The organism is Actinoplanes sp. CA-142083, from assembly GCF_050942195.1.
In the GTDB taxonomy this organism is placed as follows: Bacteria; Actinomycetota; Actinomycetes; order Mycobacteriales; family Micromonosporaceae; genus Actinoplanes.
In genome coordinates this window covers 6,642,444-6,661,029 of the sequence record NZ_CP192076.1, presented here as the reverse complement: position 1 = coordinate 6,661,029, position 18,586 = coordinate 6,642,444, and the positions used below count along the sequence as shown (strand labels likewise).

At 71.5% G+C, this 18,586-nt stretch carries 20 protein-coding genes; 13 read left to right on the top strand and 7 right to left on the bottom strand.

The genetic code is table 11. The features are described 5' to 3' along the window. Nucleotides 1-3: 3 nt before the first annotated feature. Nucleotides 4-1,470, bottom strand: a complete 1,467-nt coding sequence (locus ACQPZX_RS30675; RefSeq protein ID WP_433362637.1) for an MFS transporter — start codon at nt 1,468-1,470, stop codon at nt 4-6. A gap of 100 nt (nt 1,471-1,570) precedes the next feature. On the opposite strand from ACQPZX_RS30675, the gene ACQPZX_RS30670 reads away from it, so the two are divergent. Continuing rightward, nucleotides 1,571-2,182, top strand: coding sequence for a TetR/AcrR family transcriptional regulator (locus ACQPZX_RS30670; RefSeq protein ID WP_433362634.1), 612 nt, complete (start codon nt 1,571-1,573; stop codon nt 2,180-2,182). Here the strand turns inward: ACQPZX_RS30670 and ACQPZX_RS30665 are convergent. After that, a complete protein-coding gene (locus tag ACQPZX_RS30665; RefSeq protein ID WP_433362631.1) occupies nt 2,172-2,525 on the bottom strand; it encodes a DoxX family protein in 354 nt (117 codons plus the stop codon). The genes ACQPZX_RS30670 and ACQPZX_RS30665 overlap by 11 nt on opposite strands. Before the next feature lie 107 nt (nt 2,526-2,632). On the opposite strand from ACQPZX_RS30665, the gene ACQPZX_RS30660 reads away from it, so the two are divergent. Further along, on the top strand, nt 2,633-2,998 hold the full coding sequence (locus tag ACQPZX_RS30660) for a winged helix-turn-helix transcriptional regulator (protein ID WP_433362628.1): 366 nt from the start codon (nt 2,633-2,635) through the stop codon (nt 2,996-2,998). 5 nt (nt 2,999-3,003) lie between these two features. Here ACQPZX_RS30660 and ACQPZX_RS30655 read toward each other — a convergent pair whose 3' ends face one another. Genes ACQPZX_RS30655 through ACQPZX_RS30640 form a run of 4 tightly spaced genes read right to left on the bottom strand, consistent with a single transcriptional unit; the run spans nt 3,004 to nt 5,909 of the window. Then, nucleotides 3,004-3,642, bottom strand: coding sequence for a hypothetical protein (locus ACQPZX_RS30655; RefSeq protein WP_433362625.1), 639 nt, complete (start codon nt 3,640-3,642; stop codon nt 3,004-3,006). Next, nucleotides 3,626-4,879 (bottom strand): hypothetical protein, encoded by a 1,254-nt coding sequence (locus tag ACQPZX_RS30650; RefSeq protein WP_433362622.1) that lies wholly within the window; start codon nt 4,877-4,879, stop codon nt 3,626-3,628. Before ACQPZX_RS30650 ends, ACQPZX_RS30655 begins: the two co-directional genes overlap by 17 nt. Then, complete coding sequence (locus tag ACQPZX_RS30645; protein ID WP_433362619.1) at nt 4,879-5,577, bottom strand: hypothetical protein; 699 nt, start codon at nt 5,575-5,577, stop codon at nt 4,879-4,881. Before ACQPZX_RS30645 ends, ACQPZX_RS30650 begins: the two co-directional genes overlap by 1 nt. Nucleotides 5,578-5,588: 11 nt before the next feature. Beyond that, nucleotides 5,589-5,909 (bottom strand): hypothetical protein, encoded by a 321-nt coding sequence (locus ACQPZX_RS30640; RefSeq protein ID WP_433362616.1) that lies wholly within the window; start codon nt 5,907-5,909, stop codon nt 5,589-5,591. Nucleotides 5,910-6,016: 107 nt separating this feature from the next. On the opposite strand from ACQPZX_RS30640, the gene ACQPZX_RS30635 reads away from it, so the two are divergent. The 10 genes from ACQPZX_RS30635 to ACQPZX_RS30590 all read left to right on the top strand — a co-directional run bounded on the left by ACQPZX_RS30635 (nt 6,017) and on the right by ACQPZX_RS30590 (nt 15,414). After that, a complete protein-coding gene (locus ACQPZX_RS30635; protein WP_433362613.1) occupies nt 6,017-7,663 on the top strand; it encodes a methyl-accepting chemotaxis protein in 1,647 nt (548 codons plus the stop codon). A 126-nt stretch (nt 7,664-7,789) separates the two neighbouring features. Beyond that, the gene (locus ACQPZX_RS30630) at nt 7,790-8,791 is read left to right on the top strand and encodes an SDR family oxidoreductase (protein WP_433362610.1); all 1,002 of its coding nucleotides are present in this window, start codon (nt 7,790-7,792) and stop codon (nt 8,789-8,791) included. 22 nt (nt 8,792-8,813) lie between these two features. Beyond that, a complete protein-coding gene (locus ACQPZX_RS30625) occupies nt 8,814-9,266 on the top strand; it encodes a hypothetical protein (RefSeq protein ID WP_433362607.1) in 453 nt (150 codons plus the stop codon). Continuing rightward, entirely contained in the window at nt 9,263-10,483 is a 1,221-nt protein-coding gene (locus ACQPZX_RS30620; protein WP_433362604.1) for an NRAMP family divalent metal transporter, read from the top strand. The genes ACQPZX_RS30625 and ACQPZX_RS30620 overlap by 4 nt, the downstream gene beginning before the upstream one ends. Nucleotide 10,484: 1 nt before the next feature. Continuing rightward, nucleotides 10,485-10,853 (top strand): PRC-barrel domain-containing protein, encoded by a 369-nt coding sequence (locus ACQPZX_RS30615; protein ID WP_433362601.1) that lies wholly within the window; start codon nt 10,485-10,487, stop codon nt 10,851-10,853. Then, entirely contained in the window at nt 10,846-11,091 is a 246-nt protein-coding gene (locus ACQPZX_RS30610; RefSeq protein ID WP_433362598.1) for a hypothetical protein, read from the top strand. Before ACQPZX_RS30615 ends, ACQPZX_RS30610 begins: the two co-directional genes overlap by 8 nt. A gap of 28 nt (nt 11,092-11,119) precedes the next feature. Then, complete coding sequence (locus ACQPZX_RS30605; protein WP_433362595.1) at nt 11,120-11,725, top strand: flavodoxin family protein; 606 nt, start codon at nt 11,120-11,122, stop codon at nt 11,723-11,725. 40 nt (nt 11,726-11,765) lie between these two features. Continuing rightward, entirely contained in the window at nt 11,766-12,755 is a 990-nt protein-coding gene (locus ACQPZX_RS30600) for a chemotaxis protein CheB (protein ID WP_433362592.1), read from the top strand. A gap of 41 nt (nt 12,756-12,796) precedes the next feature. Beyond that, entirely contained in the window at nt 12,797-14,677 is a 1,881-nt protein-coding gene (locus ACQPZX_RS30595; protein WP_433362589.1) for a CheR family methyltransferase, read from the top strand. Between the two features lie 5 nt (nt 14,678-14,682). Then, a complete protein-coding gene (locus tag ACQPZX_RS30590) occupies nt 14,683-15,414 on the top strand; it encodes an ATP-binding protein (protein WP_433362587.1) in 732 nt (243 codons plus the stop codon). 6 nt (nt 15,415-15,420) lie between these two features. Here ACQPZX_RS30590 and ACQPZX_RS30585 read toward each other — a convergent pair whose 3' ends face one another. Then, complete coding sequence (locus ACQPZX_RS30585; protein ID WP_433362584.1) at nt 15,421-16,539, bottom strand: SigB/SigF/SigG family RNA polymerase sigma factor; 1,119 nt, start codon at nt 16,537-16,539, stop codon at nt 15,421-15,423. Nucleotides 16,540-16,737: 198 nt separating this feature from the next. Here ACQPZX_RS30585 and ACQPZX_RS30580 point away from each other — a divergent pair, with 198 nt between their 5' ends. Further along, nucleotides 16,738-17,955, top strand: a complete 1,218-nt coding sequence (locus tag ACQPZX_RS30580; RefSeq protein ID WP_433362581.1) for an MFS transporter — start codon at nt 16,738-16,740, stop codon at nt 17,953-17,955. The last annotated feature ends 631 nt before the right edge of the window (nt 17,956-18,586 follow it).

Sequence of the window (18,586 nt, the reverse complement as noted above, 5' to 3'; positions counted from 1 at the left end):
GACTCAGGTCGCGGATTTCCTGACCAGTTCGGCGGGGACGGCGAGCCCGGCCGCGCCGAACACCTCTTCCTCCTCGACCTCGCGGACGCTCAATGCCACCGGACGGCTGCGCGGCAGCGCGAGCGCGACCAGGATCCCGGCCGCGGCGGCCAGCGCGGCGCCGACGACGAAGATCCAGACGTACTGCGACTCGTGCGGCAGCGGCACGCCGGGGATCAGGTTGCGGGTGAGCATGGTGACGACGAACGCGGTGCCGATCGACATGCCGACCGACCGGGCGATCGAGTTGACGCTGTTGGCGATGCCGGTCTCCGCCGGGGAGACGTGCTGGATCAGCAGGGCCGGCAGGGCCGCGTAGCCGAACATGACGGCCGTGTTGACGATCGCGGCGCCGACGATGATCTCCCACGTGTCGTCGTGCAGGACCGCGAGCATCGCGAACCCGGCCAGCGCGAGGGCGGCCGCGATGACCAGCGTGGCCTTCGCGCCGAAGCGCCCGACCAGGCGGCCGCCGAGCGGGGCGGTGACGACGCCGCCGGCCGTGCCGGGCAGCAGGTAGACCACGCTGGCGGCGAGGACCGTCGAGCCGAAGCCGTAGCCGGCCACGCCGGCCGGGGTCTGCACCAGGTAGGAGACGGCGAGGAAGACCGCGAACATCGAGAAGCCGAGGAACAGGCCCGCCGCGTTGGCGATCACGATCGGGCGGTGGGTGAGCATCCGCGTGGTGACCAGCGGGTGGCTGATGCGGCGCTCGAAGAGCACGAAGATCGCGAAGACCACGACCGCCGCGGCGAGCGAGCCGATCACCCGGGCCGAGCCCCAGCCCCAGTCGTTGCCCTCCTCCAGCGGCAGGATCAGCAGCACCAGCGCGAGGCCCAGCACGGCCGCGCCGGCCCCGTCGAGCCGGCCGGTCGCGACCGGCTCGCGCCGCGGCAGCAGGAAGACGCCGGCGATGCCGACCGCGCTGAGCGCGGTGGCCAGCCAGAAGAGCTGGTGGTAGTCGCCGCCGTTCTGCATCAGCAGGCCGGTGACGGTGAGGCCGAGGCCGGCGCCGACCGCGAGCATGCCGCTGACGATGGCCATCGCGCCGGTGAGCTTCGCCGGCGGCAGCTCCTCGCGGAGCACGCCGATCGAGAGCGGGAACAGGCCGAAGCTGGTGGCCTGCGCGACGCGCGCCACGAGCAGCAGCGGCAGGCTCGACGTGGTGGCGGCCAGGATCGAGCCGGCCAGCACGACCATCAGCACGCCGAGCATGACCGGGCGGCGGCCGTACAGGTCGCCGAGGCGGCCCAGCATCGGGGTGAAGACCGCGGCCGCGAGGAGGTTGGCGGTCACCACCCAGCTCGCCGAGGTGGCCGAGACGCCGAGGTCCGCCTGGATGTTGGAGACGACCGGGACGACCAGCGTCTGCAGGGCGGAGACCAGCAGGACGGCGTACGAGGCGACCGGGAGAGCCAAACGCTTGGGCATGCGCCGAACCTAGAACCGTCGCCGAGGATTCTCAACACGGCGTCGAAAACACAAGATGTGACGTCGATTGCACCCGACAACAGGAATGTACGATCGTCGCGTGCCTGCCACCGGAAGCCGCCGCGCGCCCACCAAGGGCGATCAGCGGGAGCTCGCCCTTGTCGCCGCCGCCCGCGCCGTCTTCCGCGAGAAGACCATCAGCCAGGTGACCATCGACGAGCTGGCCGGCGCGGCCGGGATCGCACGGTCCGGCTTCTACTTCTACTTCGAGTCCAAGCAGGCGCTGCTCGCCGCGCTGGTCGACCAGGTCGTGGGCGAGGCCGACGCGGAGATGGGCGAGTGGCTGGCCTCCGACGGGCTCGACCGCGGGGCGCTGCGCCGGGGCTTGCAGAGGTCGCTGGCCCGCTGGATGGTGGACGGCCGGTGGCTGCGGGAGGCGTTCATCGCCCCCGATCCCGGCCCCGACATGCTTCAGGTGCGCGAGCGGCTCTTCACCACCGGCTGCACGCTCTTCCGCGCCCGCATCGAGCGTGACCTGCGGGCGGGCCTGCCGGTGAGCGGCCCGCCCGAGCTGGTCGCGACGATGGTGCTGCACCTGCGCAACATGACTTTCGCCGACGCTTTCGCGAAACCTTCGGAATACACCGCCGACGAGTTGCTAGACACGCTGACCGACGCGATCCTGCGATTGGTGTACGGCACTACGCCGTAAACACGCAGAAGCCCGCCGCCACCAGCAGCGCGACGTTGAGCCCGATCAGGCGAGCCTCGCCACGCGACAGGTGGGTGATGATGCCGCCGATCTGGATCAGCACGAGCCCGATCGCGGCGAGGACGGCGAGCCACGGCGCGATCCCGGTGAGCTTCGGCAGGATCAGCCCGATCGCGCCCAGCACCTCGAGCACGCCGATCACCCGCACCAGCGGCATCGGCACGGTGTCGACCCAGCCCATCATCGGCCGTAGCTGCTCCCGCGTCCGGACGATCTTGAGGCCGCCGGCGTAGAGGTAGAACAGGGCGAGCAGGCCCGCGACGATCCAGTACGCAATGTCCATGAACGCTCCCACCAGGATGGTTACTCGTCGTAAGTAACCTCATGATGGGGCACTATTAGGAGGCTTACAAAAGGCACATTCGTGTGCGTGAGGCACAGGGGGCTGTCGTGGACGAGTACGAGCACACGTGCATGATCCGGGGCGACGGCGGCAAGACCATCCGCGCGATCCTCGACCAGATCTGCAACAAGTGGACGCTGCTCATCGTGGCGACGCTCGACCAGGAGCGGGTCCGCTTCACCGAGCTTCACCAGCAGATCCCCGGCATCTCCCAGCGCATGCTGACCCTGACCTTGCGCAACCTGGAACGCGACGGCCTGGTCGCCCGGACGGTCCACGCCGAGGTCCCGCCCCGCGTCGAATACGAGCTCACCCCGACCGGCAAGAGCCTGCTGCCGCCGGCGCTGGCCCTGGCGAGCTGGGCCATGGAGCACGCGCCACACATCGAGGCGAGCCGTGCCGCCTACCGGTGATCGCCCTAACCGGTACCGAGCAGCGCCGAAAGCGGGTCGGCCGAGGCCGGCGGCTCGAACCGCACCGCGTTCGCCATCTCCACCACCATCGTCCGGTACTGCGGGCCGTGCTCCGCGAACGGCGTGGACAGCTCGATCGTCACCAGCCGGTCGCCACCCGGCGACGGCACGAACGCCTCCAACTGCCACACCGGCACCTCCACCCCGGCCGTGGCCGGATTGGGCAGCGACAGCGTGTGCTCGAAGAAGGCCGCCGGACCACCAGGCAGGTCCACGATGTCCGGCTGTCCGGCCTCTTGCGCCCGCGCCTTTCCGATCAGCACGTCCCGCAGCACCAGCCGCGGGTTCCGCTCGCCCGGGAAATCCATCACTGTGACGACGAGCGATGACGTGATCAGGCCGCCGGTGAGAAAAGAAGAATGGCGCCCGATCCCGCAGTACACGGCGTTCCGCTCGGCCAGCGCCGACAGGAAGAAGTACAGCGAGCTGAAGACGAACTCGCCCGCCTCCCGCTGCTCCTCGGTCCCGAGCTCGTCCACCAGCCGCCGCGTCACGTCGACGGTGGAGGCGATGTCCTCGAGCGGCAGCTCCGCGTAGCCCGACGGGATCGACAGCCAGACCGGGATCTCAGTCGTCTCCGCCACCGGTCACTCCGTCCCAGGTCGTGGTGATGGTCTTCTTGGCCGAGCCGACTGTCTTGTTGACGAAGTTGAGCATGTCGGCGGTCGCGCCCGGTATCGACGCGGCGCCCGGCTCGAGCAGCTTCATGCCCTCGAGGGCGTCGCCGATCTTCGGGATCTTGGCGACCTGGTTCATCACGATGCCCGGGTCGTGCGCCACGTTGCTGGCGATGTCGACGATCGTGGGCATGCCGCGGGCGCCCTCGGCGAACAGCTCGCCGCCCGCCTTGACCGACTTGGTGGCCAGGCCGACGCCGGGCACCAGGCCGATCACGTCGCCGCCGAGCTGCAGCATCGAGCCCCAGTTGCCGGAGAAGTTCCCGTGCAGGATCTCGCCGAGGTCGCCGCGCACCTTCGGGTCGGCGAGCGTGGTGACCAGCGCGCCGGCCCCGGCGACCAGCGAGACGCCGAGCGCGATCGCGTCGATCGGCGGGGGAGTGCACAGCGCGATCAGGCCGGAGATCGCCGAGACGGTGCTGAGCACCGCGTGGATGTCGTCGAGGTGGTCGGAGACCCAGTCGCCGACGGCGTCGACCGCGTGCGCGATGCCCTTCCCGATCCGGCTGAGCAGGCCGGGCTTGTGCGGTGCGAACTCGGCCGCGTGCTTGAGCTCGCCGGCCGCCCGGTCGGACACGTCGTCCCACTCGTCGTGGAGGTCGCGCGCCTTCCGTCGTACGGTCTCCAGCCTGTCTTCTGCCGCGTTGAGATCCGTGGTCGCGTTCCGCAAGGAGAGCGCCGCGTTGTCGAGACGTCGTTGCGCGCTCTGCAGCTCGGCGTCGGTGCTGAAGAACTGCCCGGCCAGTCGCAGGTCGGGATTTCCGGCGGCCTGCCGATGCCGCGACCGGGCCGCCTCGACCTCCTGGTTGGCCTGCGCGGCCTCCTGCTCGAGGGCGCTCGCGCGCTGCCGGAAACCGCCGAGCGAGACACCCCAGCCGTGCAGCGTGGTGACCGCCTGGTTGAGCGACTGGTTGGCCTTGCCCAGATCCTCGATCAGCGTCGAGTTGAGGTGCTGCCGGAAGGCATCGCCGCCCGCGCCCTGCCATACCGCCGAGTTGTCCGAGCGCAGCCGGTTCATCAGCTCGTTCGCCTGGCGCATCGACGTGGCGGCGGTGGAGATGCGCTGCTCCAGCGACGAGACGCTCTCGACCGAGCCGGGACAAGGATCAAAACCGAGATTGGGGTACGTCGTTGCCGCGCTCATCAGCGAGACCTCCCGAACCGTGGCGGCCCGCCCGGACGATAGAGCCGTGCCTCGGAGGCCCACGGCGCCTTGCCGCCCGGCTTGTCCCGTGACTCGGTGAACCACACCCGGTACTTGTCCAGCAGGTCCCAGTCGACGAACTGGTACGGCGGCGGCAGCCGGTCGGCGGTGCCCTCGCGCAGCGCCTTGATGCCGTCCCGCAGCACCCCGTTGTTGAGGTACGGGTTCCAGGTGAACCGGATGGCGTCGGCCCCGCCGCCGGGCGGCCGGTAGACCCCGACGGTGGCCGGGTCGCCGGCGAAGTCGAGCGTCCCGCCGGGCGGCACGATGAGCTCGGGCGCCGCGTACGCGCTGCCGTTGAGCCGCCGCAGCTCGGCCTGGGTGTAGAGCTCGCCCAGCCGCTGCCCGCTGTGCGGGTCGAGCACCTGGAACCGCTCCTCGTTGCGCTGCCACCGGTACGACTCCCAGGCGTCGAAGGTGAGCAGCGCCTTCCAGGTGTTCGCCTCCGATGCCCAGTGCCCGATCCGGTAGTTCAACCGCTGCCAGGGCAGGGCGGCGAGCAGCGAGTACGTGTCGGCCGCGTCGGCCTGCGCGCGCCGGTCGCCCGAGCCGGCGGAAGCGGCCGCGGCGAGCGCGGCGGCCAGGCCGGGCTCGGTGGCCAGCGCGGAGCCGGGCCGGACGGTGTCAGCGGGTGCCATCGCGCAAGCTCCTAGAAGGCCTGGTTGATCATGCCGAGCGGCTGCTTGAGAGTGGTGACCGCGTCGGAGACCGCCTGGTCGGTGCCGGTGTACGCCTGCTGCACGTCGCGCACCGCGTCGGTGGTCTCGGTGACCAGCTCGCCCAGCTGCTTCGCGCCGTACTCCCAGCAGTGCTGGAAGTCCTCGGCGGCGCCGTTGAGCTTGCCGTTGCCCAGCTGGGTGTCGTTGCCGAAGAGCAGCTTCGGCAGGTCCGCCAGTTGCTGCTGAGCCTGCTGCAGCGTCGCGACGTACCGCGCGAGCGTGTCCAGCTCGACCTGGAAGAACTCGGCCATAGCGGAGGACAGTATCAAAACTTCGCGATATGGCTGGCCCCTCAACCAAGGCCGCCCGGTGCCGATCATTCCCGGCGAAATCGGACTCCACGAGAGAGTTGGGCGGGATGAAGGTCGATCTGGGCACCGTGCGGGTCACGGCCAGGCGCAACCCGATAGCGGGTCGGCTCGCCGACTTCCGCGTCGGCACCAAGATCTACGTGTCGGTGCTGGTCGTCGCCGTGGCCGCACTGGCCATCGGCGCGCTCGGGATCGCCCGGATGAACAGCCTCAACGACGAGATCAAGCAGATGAAGGCGCGGCACGTCGACGCGCTGCTGCAGCTGAGCACCCTGCGCGGAGCGTCGAGCGACGGCTTCTCCAACCTGTTCGGCTACGAGGTCAACACGACCGCGGCCACCAAGGCGGACTCGGTCCAGGGCGTGAAGGCGGCCGACACCGCCTTCCTGGCGGCGCTGGACCAGTACGAGGCGCTCGCGGCCGGCTCGGCGGAGCGCACGGCCGCGGCCACCACGGTCGAGACCAAGTACAAGTTCTACGTCGGTCTGCGCGACGTCGTGCTGTTCGGCGAGGCCGCGCCGGCCGGCTTCGACATGCCGGCCGCCGACCAGATCGTCACCTCCTGGAAGCAGACTCAGGCCGACCTCAAGTCCGCGATCGAGACCCTCCAGCAGGTCGAGGACAGCGAGTCGGCGCAGATGGCCGCCGCCGCCGAGGACGAGTACACCGAGGGCCGCACCGAGCTGATCGTCGTCATGGTGGTCGCGCTGTTCGCGGCGCTGGGCGTCGGGGCCTTCGTCGGCCGGCTGATCATGCGCCAGCTCGGCAGCGTCGCCGACTCGCTGGCCGCCGTCGCCGAGGGCGACCTGTCGGTGCCGGCCGAGGTACGGGCCCGCGACGAGCTCGGCGCGATGGCGGTCGCTGTCAACGAGGCACGCGAGGGCCTGCGCGAGGTCGTCGGCAAGCTCACTGACAGCTCGGCGGCGCTGGGTCACAGCACCCAGCAGCTGACCGGCAGCACCGACCGGATCGGCGCGTCGGCGAGCGAGGCCGCGCGGCAGGCCGACGCGGTCACCGACGCCGCCAACGCGGTCTCCTCGAACGTGCAGACCCTCGCGGCCGGCAGCGAGGAGATGGGCGCCTCCATCCGCGAGATCGCGCAGAGCGCGAACGAGGCGGCCCGGGTCGCCTCCGAGGCGGTCGGCGTCGCCGAGCACACCAACGCCACCGTCAGCAAGCTGGGCGTCTCGAGCGCCGAGATCGGCAACGTGGTCAAGGCGATCACCGCGATCGCCGAGCAGACCAACCTGCTCGCGCTCAACGCCACCATCGAGGCGGCTCGGGCCGGCGAGTCCGGCAAGGGCTTCGCCGTGGTGGCCTCCGAGGTCAAGGACCTCGCCCAGGAGACCGCGAAGGCGACCGAGGACATCTCCCGCCGGGTCGAGGCGATCCAGAGCGACACCGAGAGCGCGGTCGTGGCGATCGGCGAGATCTCGCACATCATCGCCCGCATCAACGACTACCAGCTGACCATCGCCTCGGCGGTGGAGGAGCAGACCGCGACCACCGGTGAGATGGCCCGCAGCGTCGCCGACGCGGCGCACGGGAGCACGGAGATCGCCGGCACCATCTCGGGCGTGGCCGGCGCGACGCAGAGCACGACGTCCTCGCTGCTGGAGACGACCGGCGCGGTGCACGAGCTGGCCGGCATCAGCGCCGAGCTCCAGCAGGTGATCGGCCGTTTCCGCCTCTGAGATCAACGGCGGGCGCTGTTGAGGCCGTTCCGACAGCACGTCCTAACGTATGGCCGGTACGCGGGTGTTCGGCGAACCGTGCGCGGGGTACGTCAGGGGACGACGAACCGATGAGGGAGGAAACAGATGCGAGTCGTGGTGGTCACGGGCGCGAGCGGCGGGGTGGGCCGGGCGGTGGCGCGGCGCTTCGGCGCGCGCGGCGACCGGGTCGCGCTGCTGGCGCGGGGCGAGAAGGGCCTGGACGCGGCCGCCGACGAGATCACCCGCTCGGGTGGCCGGGCGATGCCGCTGCCGGTGGACGTGGCCGACTTCGACGCGGTCGATACCGCCGCCGCGAAGGTGGAGAGCGAGCTCGGCCCGATCGACATCTGGGTCAACACCGCGTTCTCCTCGGTCTTCGCGCCGTTCGCCGAGATCGCGCCGGACGAGTTCCGCCGGGTCACCGAGGTGTCGTACCTGGGCTACGTGTACGGCACCCGGGCCGCGCTGACCCGCATGAAGCCCCGCGACCGGGGCGCGATCGTGCAGGTCGGGTCCGCCCTCGCGTACCGGGGGATCCCGCTGCAGACCGCCTATTGCGGCGCCAAGCACGCCGTCCAGGGCTTCAACGAGGCGCTGCGCTGCGAGCTGCTGCACGCCGGCAGCGGGGTGCGGACCACGATGGTGCAGCTGCCGGCGGTCAACACGCCCCAGTTCACCTGGCTGCGGTCCCGGCTGCGCCGGCACGCCCAGCCAGTCCCGCCGATCTACCAGCCCGAGGTCGCGGCGCAGGCGATCGTGTACGCGGCGGACCACCCGCGCCGCCGCGAGTACTGGGTCGGCGCCTCCACGGCCGGCACGCTGCTGGCGAACGCCGTCGCGCCGGGCATCCTCGACCGCTATCTGGGCCGCACCGGCGTCGACTCGCAGCAGACCGACCAGCCGCACGACCCGGACGCGCCCGGCAACCTGTGGCAGCCGGCCGACGGCGAGAGCGGCCACGACTACGGCGCGCACGGCGAGTTCGACGACCGCTCCAAGCCCCGCAGCCTGCAGGTGTGGGCCTCCCAGCACCACGGCTTGATCGGCGCGGCGGGCGCTGCCGTGCTGGCCCTGGGCGCGATCGGGATCGGTGCTTCGCGCCGGTGATCATTGGGTAAAGCTCTGCCTCGTGGAAGCACGAGGCAGAGCGGTGATCGCCGGGACGGCGGTCGCGCTGCTGTGGGCCGGCTTCGCCTACAACGTCTCCCGGCCCGCCGACGCGAAGCAGTACCAGCGCACGATGCTGCAGGTCGCCGAGGCCGCGCACGACGCGACGCAGACCGGCCGCCTGGTCGGCGAGCAGGAGCTGGCCGGCAACGTGACCGGCGCGTACGCCATCACCGCCTTCGGCGACGCGACGAAGGCCCTCGCCGGCGCGCAGCAGAAGTTCGCCGGCGAGGGGCCGCCCGACGACCGTTCGGCGGCGTTGCGCGATCAGTTGAGCCCGCTGCTGTCCGAGGCGGTGCTCACTCTGGGCGACACGGCGCAGGCCGGTGACGACAAGGCTTTGCGCGATGGCGTACGACGGTTGGACGTGCTCGCCGGGAAACTGAGCGCCTTCGTCACGGCGTACGCGTCATGAAGCGCTTTTTGGCGGTTGCCCTGGGGATCCTGACCGCGATCGGGGGCTTCGTCGACATCGGCGACATCGTGGCCAACGCGGAGGCGGGGGCCCGGTTCGGCATCGCGCACTCCTGGGTGCTGCTGGTCGGCGTGATCGGCATCTGCGCGTACGCGGAAATGAGCGGCCGCGTCAGCGCCGTGAGCGGCCGTCCGGTCTTCGATCTCGTGCGCGAGCGGCTCGGCCCGCGCGTCGCCCTCGCCAACCTCGGCGGCTCGCTGCTGGTCACCGTGCTCACGCTCGGCGCCGAGATCGGCGGTGTCGGCCTGGCGCTGCAGCTCGCGACCAGCGTGAGCTATCTGCTGTGGGTGCCGGTGGTCGCCTTCGTGCTGTGGGTGGCCCTGTGGCGGGCGAAATTCTCCGTGCTGGAGAACGTCTTCGGGCTGACCGGCCTCGCCCTGATCGTCTTCATCATCGCCTTCTTCAAGCTCGGGGTCAGCCCCGGCGAGCTGTGGCACTCCGGCCCGCCCGAGGGGGAGGACTGGGGCACCTACTGGTTCTTCGCGGTCGCCCTGTTCGCGTCGGCGCTCACCCCGTACGAGGTCTTCTTCTTCTCCTCGGGCGCGGTCGAGGAGCGCTGGACCCGCAAGGATCTGCTCACCTCGCGGGTCAACGTGTTCGTGGGCTTTCCGCTCGGCGGGCTGCTCGCCTTCGCGCTCATGCTCACCTCGGCCGCCGTCTTCCACCCGCTGAAAACCTCGGTGGACACGCTGTCGCAGGTGGCGATGCCGGCCGCGATGACGTTCGGCAAGCTCGGCCTGGCGGTCGCCATCCTGGGATTTTTCGCGGCAACTTTCGGCGCCGCCATGGAAACCGGACTGTCGACCGGCTACACGGTCGCCCAGTATTTCGGCTGGAACTGGGGAAAGCTGCGCCGCCCGCGCGAGGCCGCCCGCTTCCACGCCGTGGTCATCATCGGCATCCTGGTCGGCGTGGCGGTGCTGTTCACCACGATCGACCCGATCCAGCTCACCGAGTACACGCTGCTGTTCAGCGCCGTCGCGCTGCCGTTGACGTACCTGCCGATCCTGGTCGTCGCCAACGACCGCGGTTACCTCGGCGACCAGGTCAACGGCAGGCTCGCCAACGGCCTCGGCGTCGTCTACCTCGTCATCGTGCTCGCCGCGGCCGTCGCCGCGATCCCGCTCATGGTCATCACCCGGATGGGAGGCGGCTGACATGCTCATCGGCTTCGACCTGCTGGACCGGCAGATCGTCGACCGCGACGGCGAGCCCGTCGGCAAGGTCGACGACGTCGAGCTCACCTACGACGAAAATGGCGTCCCGCGGGTCACCGGCCTGCTGCTCGGCCAGCAGGCGCTCGGCGAGCGGATCGGCGGCGGCCTCGGCCGGTGGATCTCGGCGATCGCCCGCCGGATGTCCGAGCCGCCCGACCAGCCACCCATCCGGATCGCCTACGACCTGGTCGCCAAGGTCGACAGCGCCGTACACCTCTCGGTCGCGCGCGAGCTGCTGCCCGAGCCGCCGCTGGAGACCTGGGTGCGCGATCATCTGATCGGGAGCATTCCGGGGGCCCGCCATGACTAGGGGACGGGCCGGCGACATCCTCGGCCGGCGGGTCGGCGACGGCCGCGTCGCCGACCTGATCACCGACGACGACGGCCGGGTCGTCGCCGCGATCGTGGTGAAGGGCCGCTGGGGCCGCCTGCTCGGCTACGAGCGGGCCGAGACCACCGGGCCGTGGCTGCTGGAGCAGCTCGCCCGCCGCGTCTGGCGCCGCAACGCCGTCGAGATCCCCTGGGCGGATCTGGATCGAGAAGTGTAGCCAGATGACGGCGGGGCATACGCGGGAAATGCGTGCATTCATCGTCAACTGCACCCTCAAGCCCTCGCCCGAGCCCTCCAACACCGAAGCCCTCGCCCGGGTGGTCGCCGAGGCGCTGGAGAAGGACGGCGTAACCGTCGACTGGGTCCGGGCGGTCGACCACGACATCAAGCCGGGCGTCGAGAGCGACATGGGCGCCGGCGACGCCTGGCCGGACATCCGGCGACGGATCCTCGACGCCGAGATCCTGATCATCGCGACGCCGACCTGGGTGGGCCGGCCCTCCTCGGTCGCCCAGCGCGTGATCGAGCGGATGGACGCGATGCTCTCCGAGACCGACGAGCAGGGGCGCCCGGTGGCGTACAACCGCGTCGCGGGCGTCGTGAACACCGGCAACGAGGATGGCGCCCACCACGTGATCGGCGAGATCTCCGGCGCGCTCGCCGACATCGGCTTCACCATTCCCGGCCAGGCCTGGACCTACTGGCATCTCGGGCCCGGCGCCGGCCCCGACTACCTCGACGAACAGCGCGGCCACGACTGGGCCGCGAAGACCGGCCGCGCGATGGCCAGGAATCTGGCCACGGTGGCCCGCGCGCTGGCCGCCACCCCGATGCAGGCGCCCCCGGGATGATCCGCTTGACATACCGGTGGCGGGAGCGCTGAGGTTAGACGTGGCGCATCGCGACGTGGTCGTGGTCGGGGCGTCGGCCGGTGGGGTCGAGGCACTCCGTGCGATGGTCGCCGGGCTGCCCGCCGACCTGCCGGCCGCCGTCCTGATCGTCTTGCACCTGCCGCGTGAGGCGCCCAGCGCCCTGCCGCGCATCCTCACCCGCAGCGGCGCGCTTCCGGCGCGCACCGCGTTCGACGGCGAGCCGCTCGTCCCCGGCCGCATCTACGTCGCCCCGCCCGACCGGCACCTGCTCGTGCTCGACCACCGGGTGCGGCTCAGCCGCGGCCCCTCCGAGAACGGGCACCGCCCGGCCGTCGACCCGCTGTTCCGCTCGGCCGCCCGGGCCGCCGGTTCGCGGGTCATCGGCGTCGTGCTCTCCGGCAGCCGGGACGACGGCGCGGTGGGCGCCGAGACCATCGCCGTCAACGGTGGCGTCGTGGTGGTCCAGCGGCCCGAGGACGCCCTCAACGGGTCGATGCCACGCGCGGCCATGGACCGCGTCGCGCCCGCCCGCGTGGTCGACGCCGCTGAGATGGGCGAGTTGCTCGCTCAACTGACCGCCGAGCAGATCCCCGAGCCGCCTCCGCCGCCGGTCGACCCGCTCACCGACGCCGAGATCGCCATCGACGGGTTCGCCGACGTCACCACCGACGAGATCGTCGACGCGTCCCCGGTGTACGGCTGCCCGAGCTGCGGCGGGGGCCTGTTCGAGCTGGAGAGCTGGCCCCGGCCGCGCTACCGCTGCCGGGTCGGGCACGCCTGGTCGCCCGAGAGCCTGGTCGACGAGCAGGCGGTCGCGACCGAGGGCGCCCTGTGGACGGCGCTGCGGGCTCTCGAGGAGAAGTCGGCGCTCAGCCGCCGGCTGGCCCAGCGGGAGCGCGTCGACCGCGCCCGGTTCACCCGGATGGCGGAGGACGCCGACGGCGCCGGCGAGCTGATCCGAGGTCTGCTCACCCGGCTCGCCACATCCACCGCCACGCACCAGGAATAGCGCAGCGGTACGGTGACGCCGGGTGTCGGAGGGGCGTTGGCATGGATGGGGAAGACAGTCAGTTCGAGGCATTGCTGCTGCATGTGAAGGAGCTGCGTGGCTTCGACTTCACCGGGTACAAGCGCTCCAGCCTGATGCGGCGGGTCGAGAGGCGGATGGCCCAGGTCCACATCGGCGGCTACCAGGAGTACCAGGACTACCTGGAGCTGCACCAGGACGAGTTCACCGCCCTGTTCAACACCATCCTGATCAACGTCACCGCCTTCTTCCGCGACCCCGAGGCCTGGGACCGGCTGCGGGCCGAGGTGCTGGAGCCGCTGGTCGCGGTCAAGGCGACGGGCGCCCCCATCCGGCTGTGGAGCGCCGGGTGCGCCTCCGGCGAGGAGGCGTACTCGGTCGCGATGCTGCTCTGCGAGATCCTCGGGGTGGAGGCGTTCCGCGAACGGGTGAAGATCTACGCCACCGATGTGGACGAGGAGCAACTCGCCGAGGCCCGGCACGGCAGCTACGGCCAGCAGGCGGTGGCCGCCGTCCCGCCCCAGCTGCTGGAGCGCTACTTCGAGCAGAGCGGCAACCTGTACGTGTTCCGCAAGGACCTCCGCCGCTCGGTGATCTTCGGCCGCAACGACCTCGTCCAGGACGCCCCGATCTCCCGCGTCGACGTGCTGACCTGTCGCAACACGCTGATGTACTTCAACGCCGAGACCCAGGCGCGCATCCTCGGCCGGTTCCATTTCGCCCTGCTCGACGGCGGCTCGCTCTTCCTCGGCAAGGCCGAGATGCTGCTCAGCCACTCGCACCTCTTCCAGCCCGCCGACCTCAAGCGCCGCATCTTCCGCAAGGTGCCGCGGTTGGTCGCGCCGACCGGCTCGGCCCTCGCCGCCCCGCCGCCGATGGCCGGCCGCGGACAGCTCGCCGGGCTCGATCAGCTGCGCAGCGCCGCGATGCTGACCAACCCGGTGGCGCAGATCGTGGTCACCGCCGACGGGCTGGTCGCGGTCGTCAACCGTCGGGCGGGCGAGCTGTTCGGGCTGACCGCACGCGACGTGGGCCGCCGCTTCCAGGACCTCGACGTGTCATACCGGCCGGTCGAGCTGCGCAAGCACATCGAGCAGGCGCAGGCGGAGCGCAGCCCGCAGCGGGTCTCCGACATCGAGTTCAACCGGGGCGCCGGCGACGTCATCCACCTCGAGATCCTGGTCAACCCCCTGGTCGACGCGGACGCCGGCCTGCTGGGCGTCGCACTGGTCTTCCACGACGTGACCGCGGCTCGGCAGCTGCGCGCCGAGCTCGAGCGGGCCAACCGCGAGCTGGAGGCCGCGTACGAGGAGCTCCAGTCCACCAACGAGGAGCTGGAGACGACGAACGAGGAGCTCCAGTCCACGGTCGAGGAGCTGGAGACCACCAACGAGGAGCTCCAATCGACGAACGAGGAGCTCGAGACCATGAACGAGGAGCTCCAGTCGACGAACGACGAGCTCCAGACGATCAACGAGCAGCTGCACGACAGCAGCACCGAGCTGGACCAGGCGAACGCGTTCCTCGACGCGGTGCTGTCCGGGCTCCGCGCCGGCATCGCCGTGGTCGACGCCGACCTGCGGGTGCGGGTGTGGAACCGCGAGGCGGAAAATCTGTGGGGCCTGCGCCCGGCCGAGGCGGTCGGTCAGCACCTGCTCAACCTCGACATCGGGCTGCCGGTCGATCTGCTGCGCCCGCTGGTGCGCCGGGCGCTGGGCGGCGACTTCGACACCGAGGAGCAGCTGCTGGAAGCGATCAACCGGCGGGGGCGCCCGGTGATCGTACGCGTCACCTGCAGCCCCCTGGTGAGCGCGGGCGAGGGCACGGGCGCGATCATCGCGATGGAGGCCGGGGAGTTTGCTCCCGAGCGCGGTGGGAATGCGTCGGACAGAACGGAGGTGTAGGCGACATGACGGGGACCTTGGCGTGGACGGTCGGCGAGGACGACGGGTTCGCGGTGGTCACCGTGCGTGGCCTGCTCGATCTCCGCGGCACGCCGGGATTGCGTACGGCGTTGCTGAAGTGCCTCGCCGAGCAGCCGGACGCCCTCCTGGTCGACCTGGCCGCCCTCGAGATCGCCGACGACACCGTGCTCTCCCTGTTCACGGCGGTGTCTCTGCAGGCCGCGCACTGGCCTGGCACCCCGCTGCTGCTGTGCGCCCCGTCGCCGCCGGTGGCGGAGCTGCTCGAGCGGGGCCGTCACGGCACGATGCGGGTGCACGCCGACGTGGCCGGCGCCCGGCGCGCGGTCGCCGACGGCCGCGCGGTCGTCCCTTCGATCAGCGACGAGCTGCTGCCGATCGTCGGCGCCGTGCGGCACGCCCGCAACCTGGCCACCGAGGCCTGCCTCGCCTGGGACCTGCCCGAGCTGGTGGGGCCGGCGAGCCTGGTGGTGAGCGAGCTGGTCTCCAACGCGGTCGAGCACGCCGGCACGATGATGACGGTCCGGATCACCCGGCGGAACCGCTACGTGCACATCGCGGTCCGCGACGGCTCGCCGCGGGAGCCGATCGCCGCGACCCTCGGCAGCCTCACCCAGCGAGGGCGCGGGCTCCTGCTCGTGGCCACGGTCGCCGTGCACTGGGGCTCGCTGCCGTCGGCGGACGGCAAGGTCGTCTGGGCGACGCTGGCCGCGGCCTGACGGCCGCTAGGCTCCGATCACATCCTGCAGGCCCGAGGCGGCGACGATCTTCACGACGAACGGCTGGAGCCCGGTGACCCGGATCTCGACATTACGCACGCGGGCCGCCTCGTGCAGGTCGACCAGCACGCCGATCCCCGCCGCGTCGAGCAGCGGCACGCCGGTCAGGTCGAGCAGCATCCGCCGCATCCGCCCGCCGTCGCGCAGCGCCGTCAGCAGCTCCTCGCGCAGGTGCCCGGCGTTGTCGCGGTCGAGCTCGCCGGAGACGTGCGACTCGATGACCTCGCCGCGGAAGAGCGTGGCCACCGTCAGCCGGTGATCGGTCTCGTCGGCGCCGGTCCACGGAGGCGCGACGTCGCTCAGCATCGCCCGCCGCAGCCAGCTCAGCGCCCGGGCGAGCAGCCGCGACACGTGCATCTGGGAGACGCCCAGCTCACGGGCGATGTCCGCCTGGCTCAGGTTGCCGTAGAACCGCAGCGCGAGGATCCGCCGCTCCCGCTCGGGCAGCCGGCAGATTAGCCGCTCCACCGTCGCCCGGTCGTCCACCAGGTCGAGGCCGGGGTCGGGGGCGCCCATCATATCGCCCACCTCCATGCCGTCGTACCCCTCGGCCTGCGCGTTCAGCGATCCCGGCGCGTAGGCGGCCCCTGACACCTGCGCCTCGCGCACCTCGGCCACGTCGATGCCGAGCCGTTCGGCGATCTCGTCGTCGGTGGGCCGGCGCGACAGCCCCGCGGTCAGCGCGGCGCTGGCCTGACCCACGTCCAGGCTCAGATCCTGCATCCGCCGGGGGACGTGGACACCCCAGCCGTGGTTGCGGAAGTGCCGTTTGATCTCTCCGGTGATGGTGACGATCGCGTACGCCGTGAACGAGCCGCGCTCCGGGTCGTACCGGTTCACCGACTTCACCAGCCCCAGCCGGGCCACCTGCTCCAGGTCCTCCGCGGGCTCGCCGCGGCCACGGTAGCGCCGGGCCAGCCGCCGGGCGAACGGCAGCGCCACGCCCACGAACTCGGACCGCAACCGCTCCCGGGTCGGGCCGTCGGCCTCGCTGCAGGCCCGCGTGTACTCGTCCGCCGCGAAGTCGAGATCCTCGAGCGGTTCGTGCTCATCGGTGCGCGGCATTGAGTCCCCCTGCGCGGGTTATTTGCTGAGTGTCAACTAACCGCAGGTGCCCGGCACGCCTGAATCCAAACAATCCCATGATGCGCTGAGTTGCGTTTCGGTTGTGCGGCTTCTTTCGCCCGAAGCGGTACGGGTGCGCTTCCCGAACAGGACGTGGCGCCGAGAGACGGCGCCTTCGGCTTGTTGGGGGTTTCACGCGTGCTGCTCGCGCCGCTTCGGGAGCGCAACTACCGGCTGTGGGCCGGCGCCGACCTGGTGTCGACCGCCGGCACCTGGATGCAGGTGCTGGGCCTGAACTGGGTCATCCTCGCCACCACCGGCTCGGCCGCGATGATGGGCGCGGTCGTGATGGCCCAGTCGCTGCCGGTGCTGTTGCTCGGCAGCTGGGGCGGCGCGCTGGCCGACCGGCTCCCCGCCCGCCCGGCGCTGATCCTCTTCCAGGCGCTGCGCGCGATCCTCGCGTTCGCCCTGCTCAGCGGCGACAGCCACGTCCTGATCTTCGCGGTTGCGCTGGCCTCCGGCGTGATCAGCGCGTTCGAGGGCCCGATGCTCGGCCGCTTCGGCTCGGCGCTGGTGCCCCGCGAGGCCCTCGGCTCGGCCCTGGCGCTCGGCTCGGTCCTCAGCTCGGCCGGCCGGATCGGCGGCATGGCGCTCGGCGGCGTGCTCGTCGGCCTCGCCGGCCCCGCCGTCCTCTTCGTGATCAACGGCGTCTCCTACCTCGCCGTGATCGGCGCCCTGGCCGCCATGCGCTCGGGTGACCTGCGCGCCCTGCCCGGCGCCGCCGCCGGCGAGGGCGGCATCGTGGCCGGCCTGCGATATGTCGTGAGCCGTCCGGTCGTGCTGATCGTGCTGGGACTCTCGTTCGTGCTCGGCTCGCTGGGCCGCAACTACCAGGTCAGCATGGCCGCGATGGCGGCCGGCCCGCTGCACGGCGGCTCCGGCGCCTACGGCCTGCTCTCCACCGTCTTCGCGGTCGGCGCCGTGGCCGGCGGCCTCCTGCTGGCCGGCAGCGGCCGTTCCACCCTGAAGGTCCTGGTCGGCACCGGCGTGGCGATCAGCCTGCTCCAGCTGTGCGCCGGCTTCGCCCCGAACGTCCTGGGCTTCGCCGCCATGCTGCTCCCCATCGCCGCCGGCGCCGTGGTCTTCGACACCGTCGTCTCCACCCGCGTCCAGCTCGACACCCGCGAGGACATGCGCGGCCGGGTCCTGGCCACGATGGGCATCGTGTCGTCGCTGTCCGGCATCGTCGGCGCTCCCGCGGTCGGCTGGCTCGCCGACACCCTCGGCCCCCGGGGCGGCCTGATCCTGTGCGGCTTCCTCACCACGATGGCAGCGGTCGGGGGCGCGATCGCCCTGGCCCGCGTCCACGGGGTCGTCCTGCCGGGCCTGCGCCGCCCCGTCGAGCAGCCCGCCTGACGGCGCCATGGCCCGGGTTGTCGCTGGTGGCGGTGGGTGCGGCCCGTTGCGTGGGGTGGGTGGGCGCGCTGGGTTGGCATGGCCCGGGTTGTCGCTGGTGGCGGTGGGTGCGGCCCGTTGCGTGGGGTGGGTGGGCGCGCCGGGTTGCCATGGCCAGGGCCGTCGCCGGTCGCGGTGCGTGCGGCCCGTTGCGTGGGGTGGGTGGGCGCGCCGGGTTGCCATGGCCCGGGCCGTCGCCGGTCGCGGTGCGTCCGGCCCGTTCCGCCCCGCGGTGGCGATCTTGATGAACTCCCGCTCGGAGCTGACGGCAACTCAACAAGGCGGCGGCGCCGCCTGGCAATTACGCCCCGATATATCCGGAAAAAGGTGGGTGCCCATCCCGGGATGCGGATGATCTGGCCGAGATGCGGGAGCGCTGCCCGTTATCCGGGACGGCGCCCAGCATTCGGAAGCAGCCGCCGGTATGTGAGAAGCGGAATCGCCTGTGCCGCAACGGGCCGCGCTCAGCGTGACGGCCGACCACCCGGGCCATGGCGACCCAGCGCATCCACCCGCATCGCGAAACGGGCCGCACTCGCCGCCACCAGCGACGGCCCGGGCCATGGCAACCCAGCGCATCCATCCGCATCGC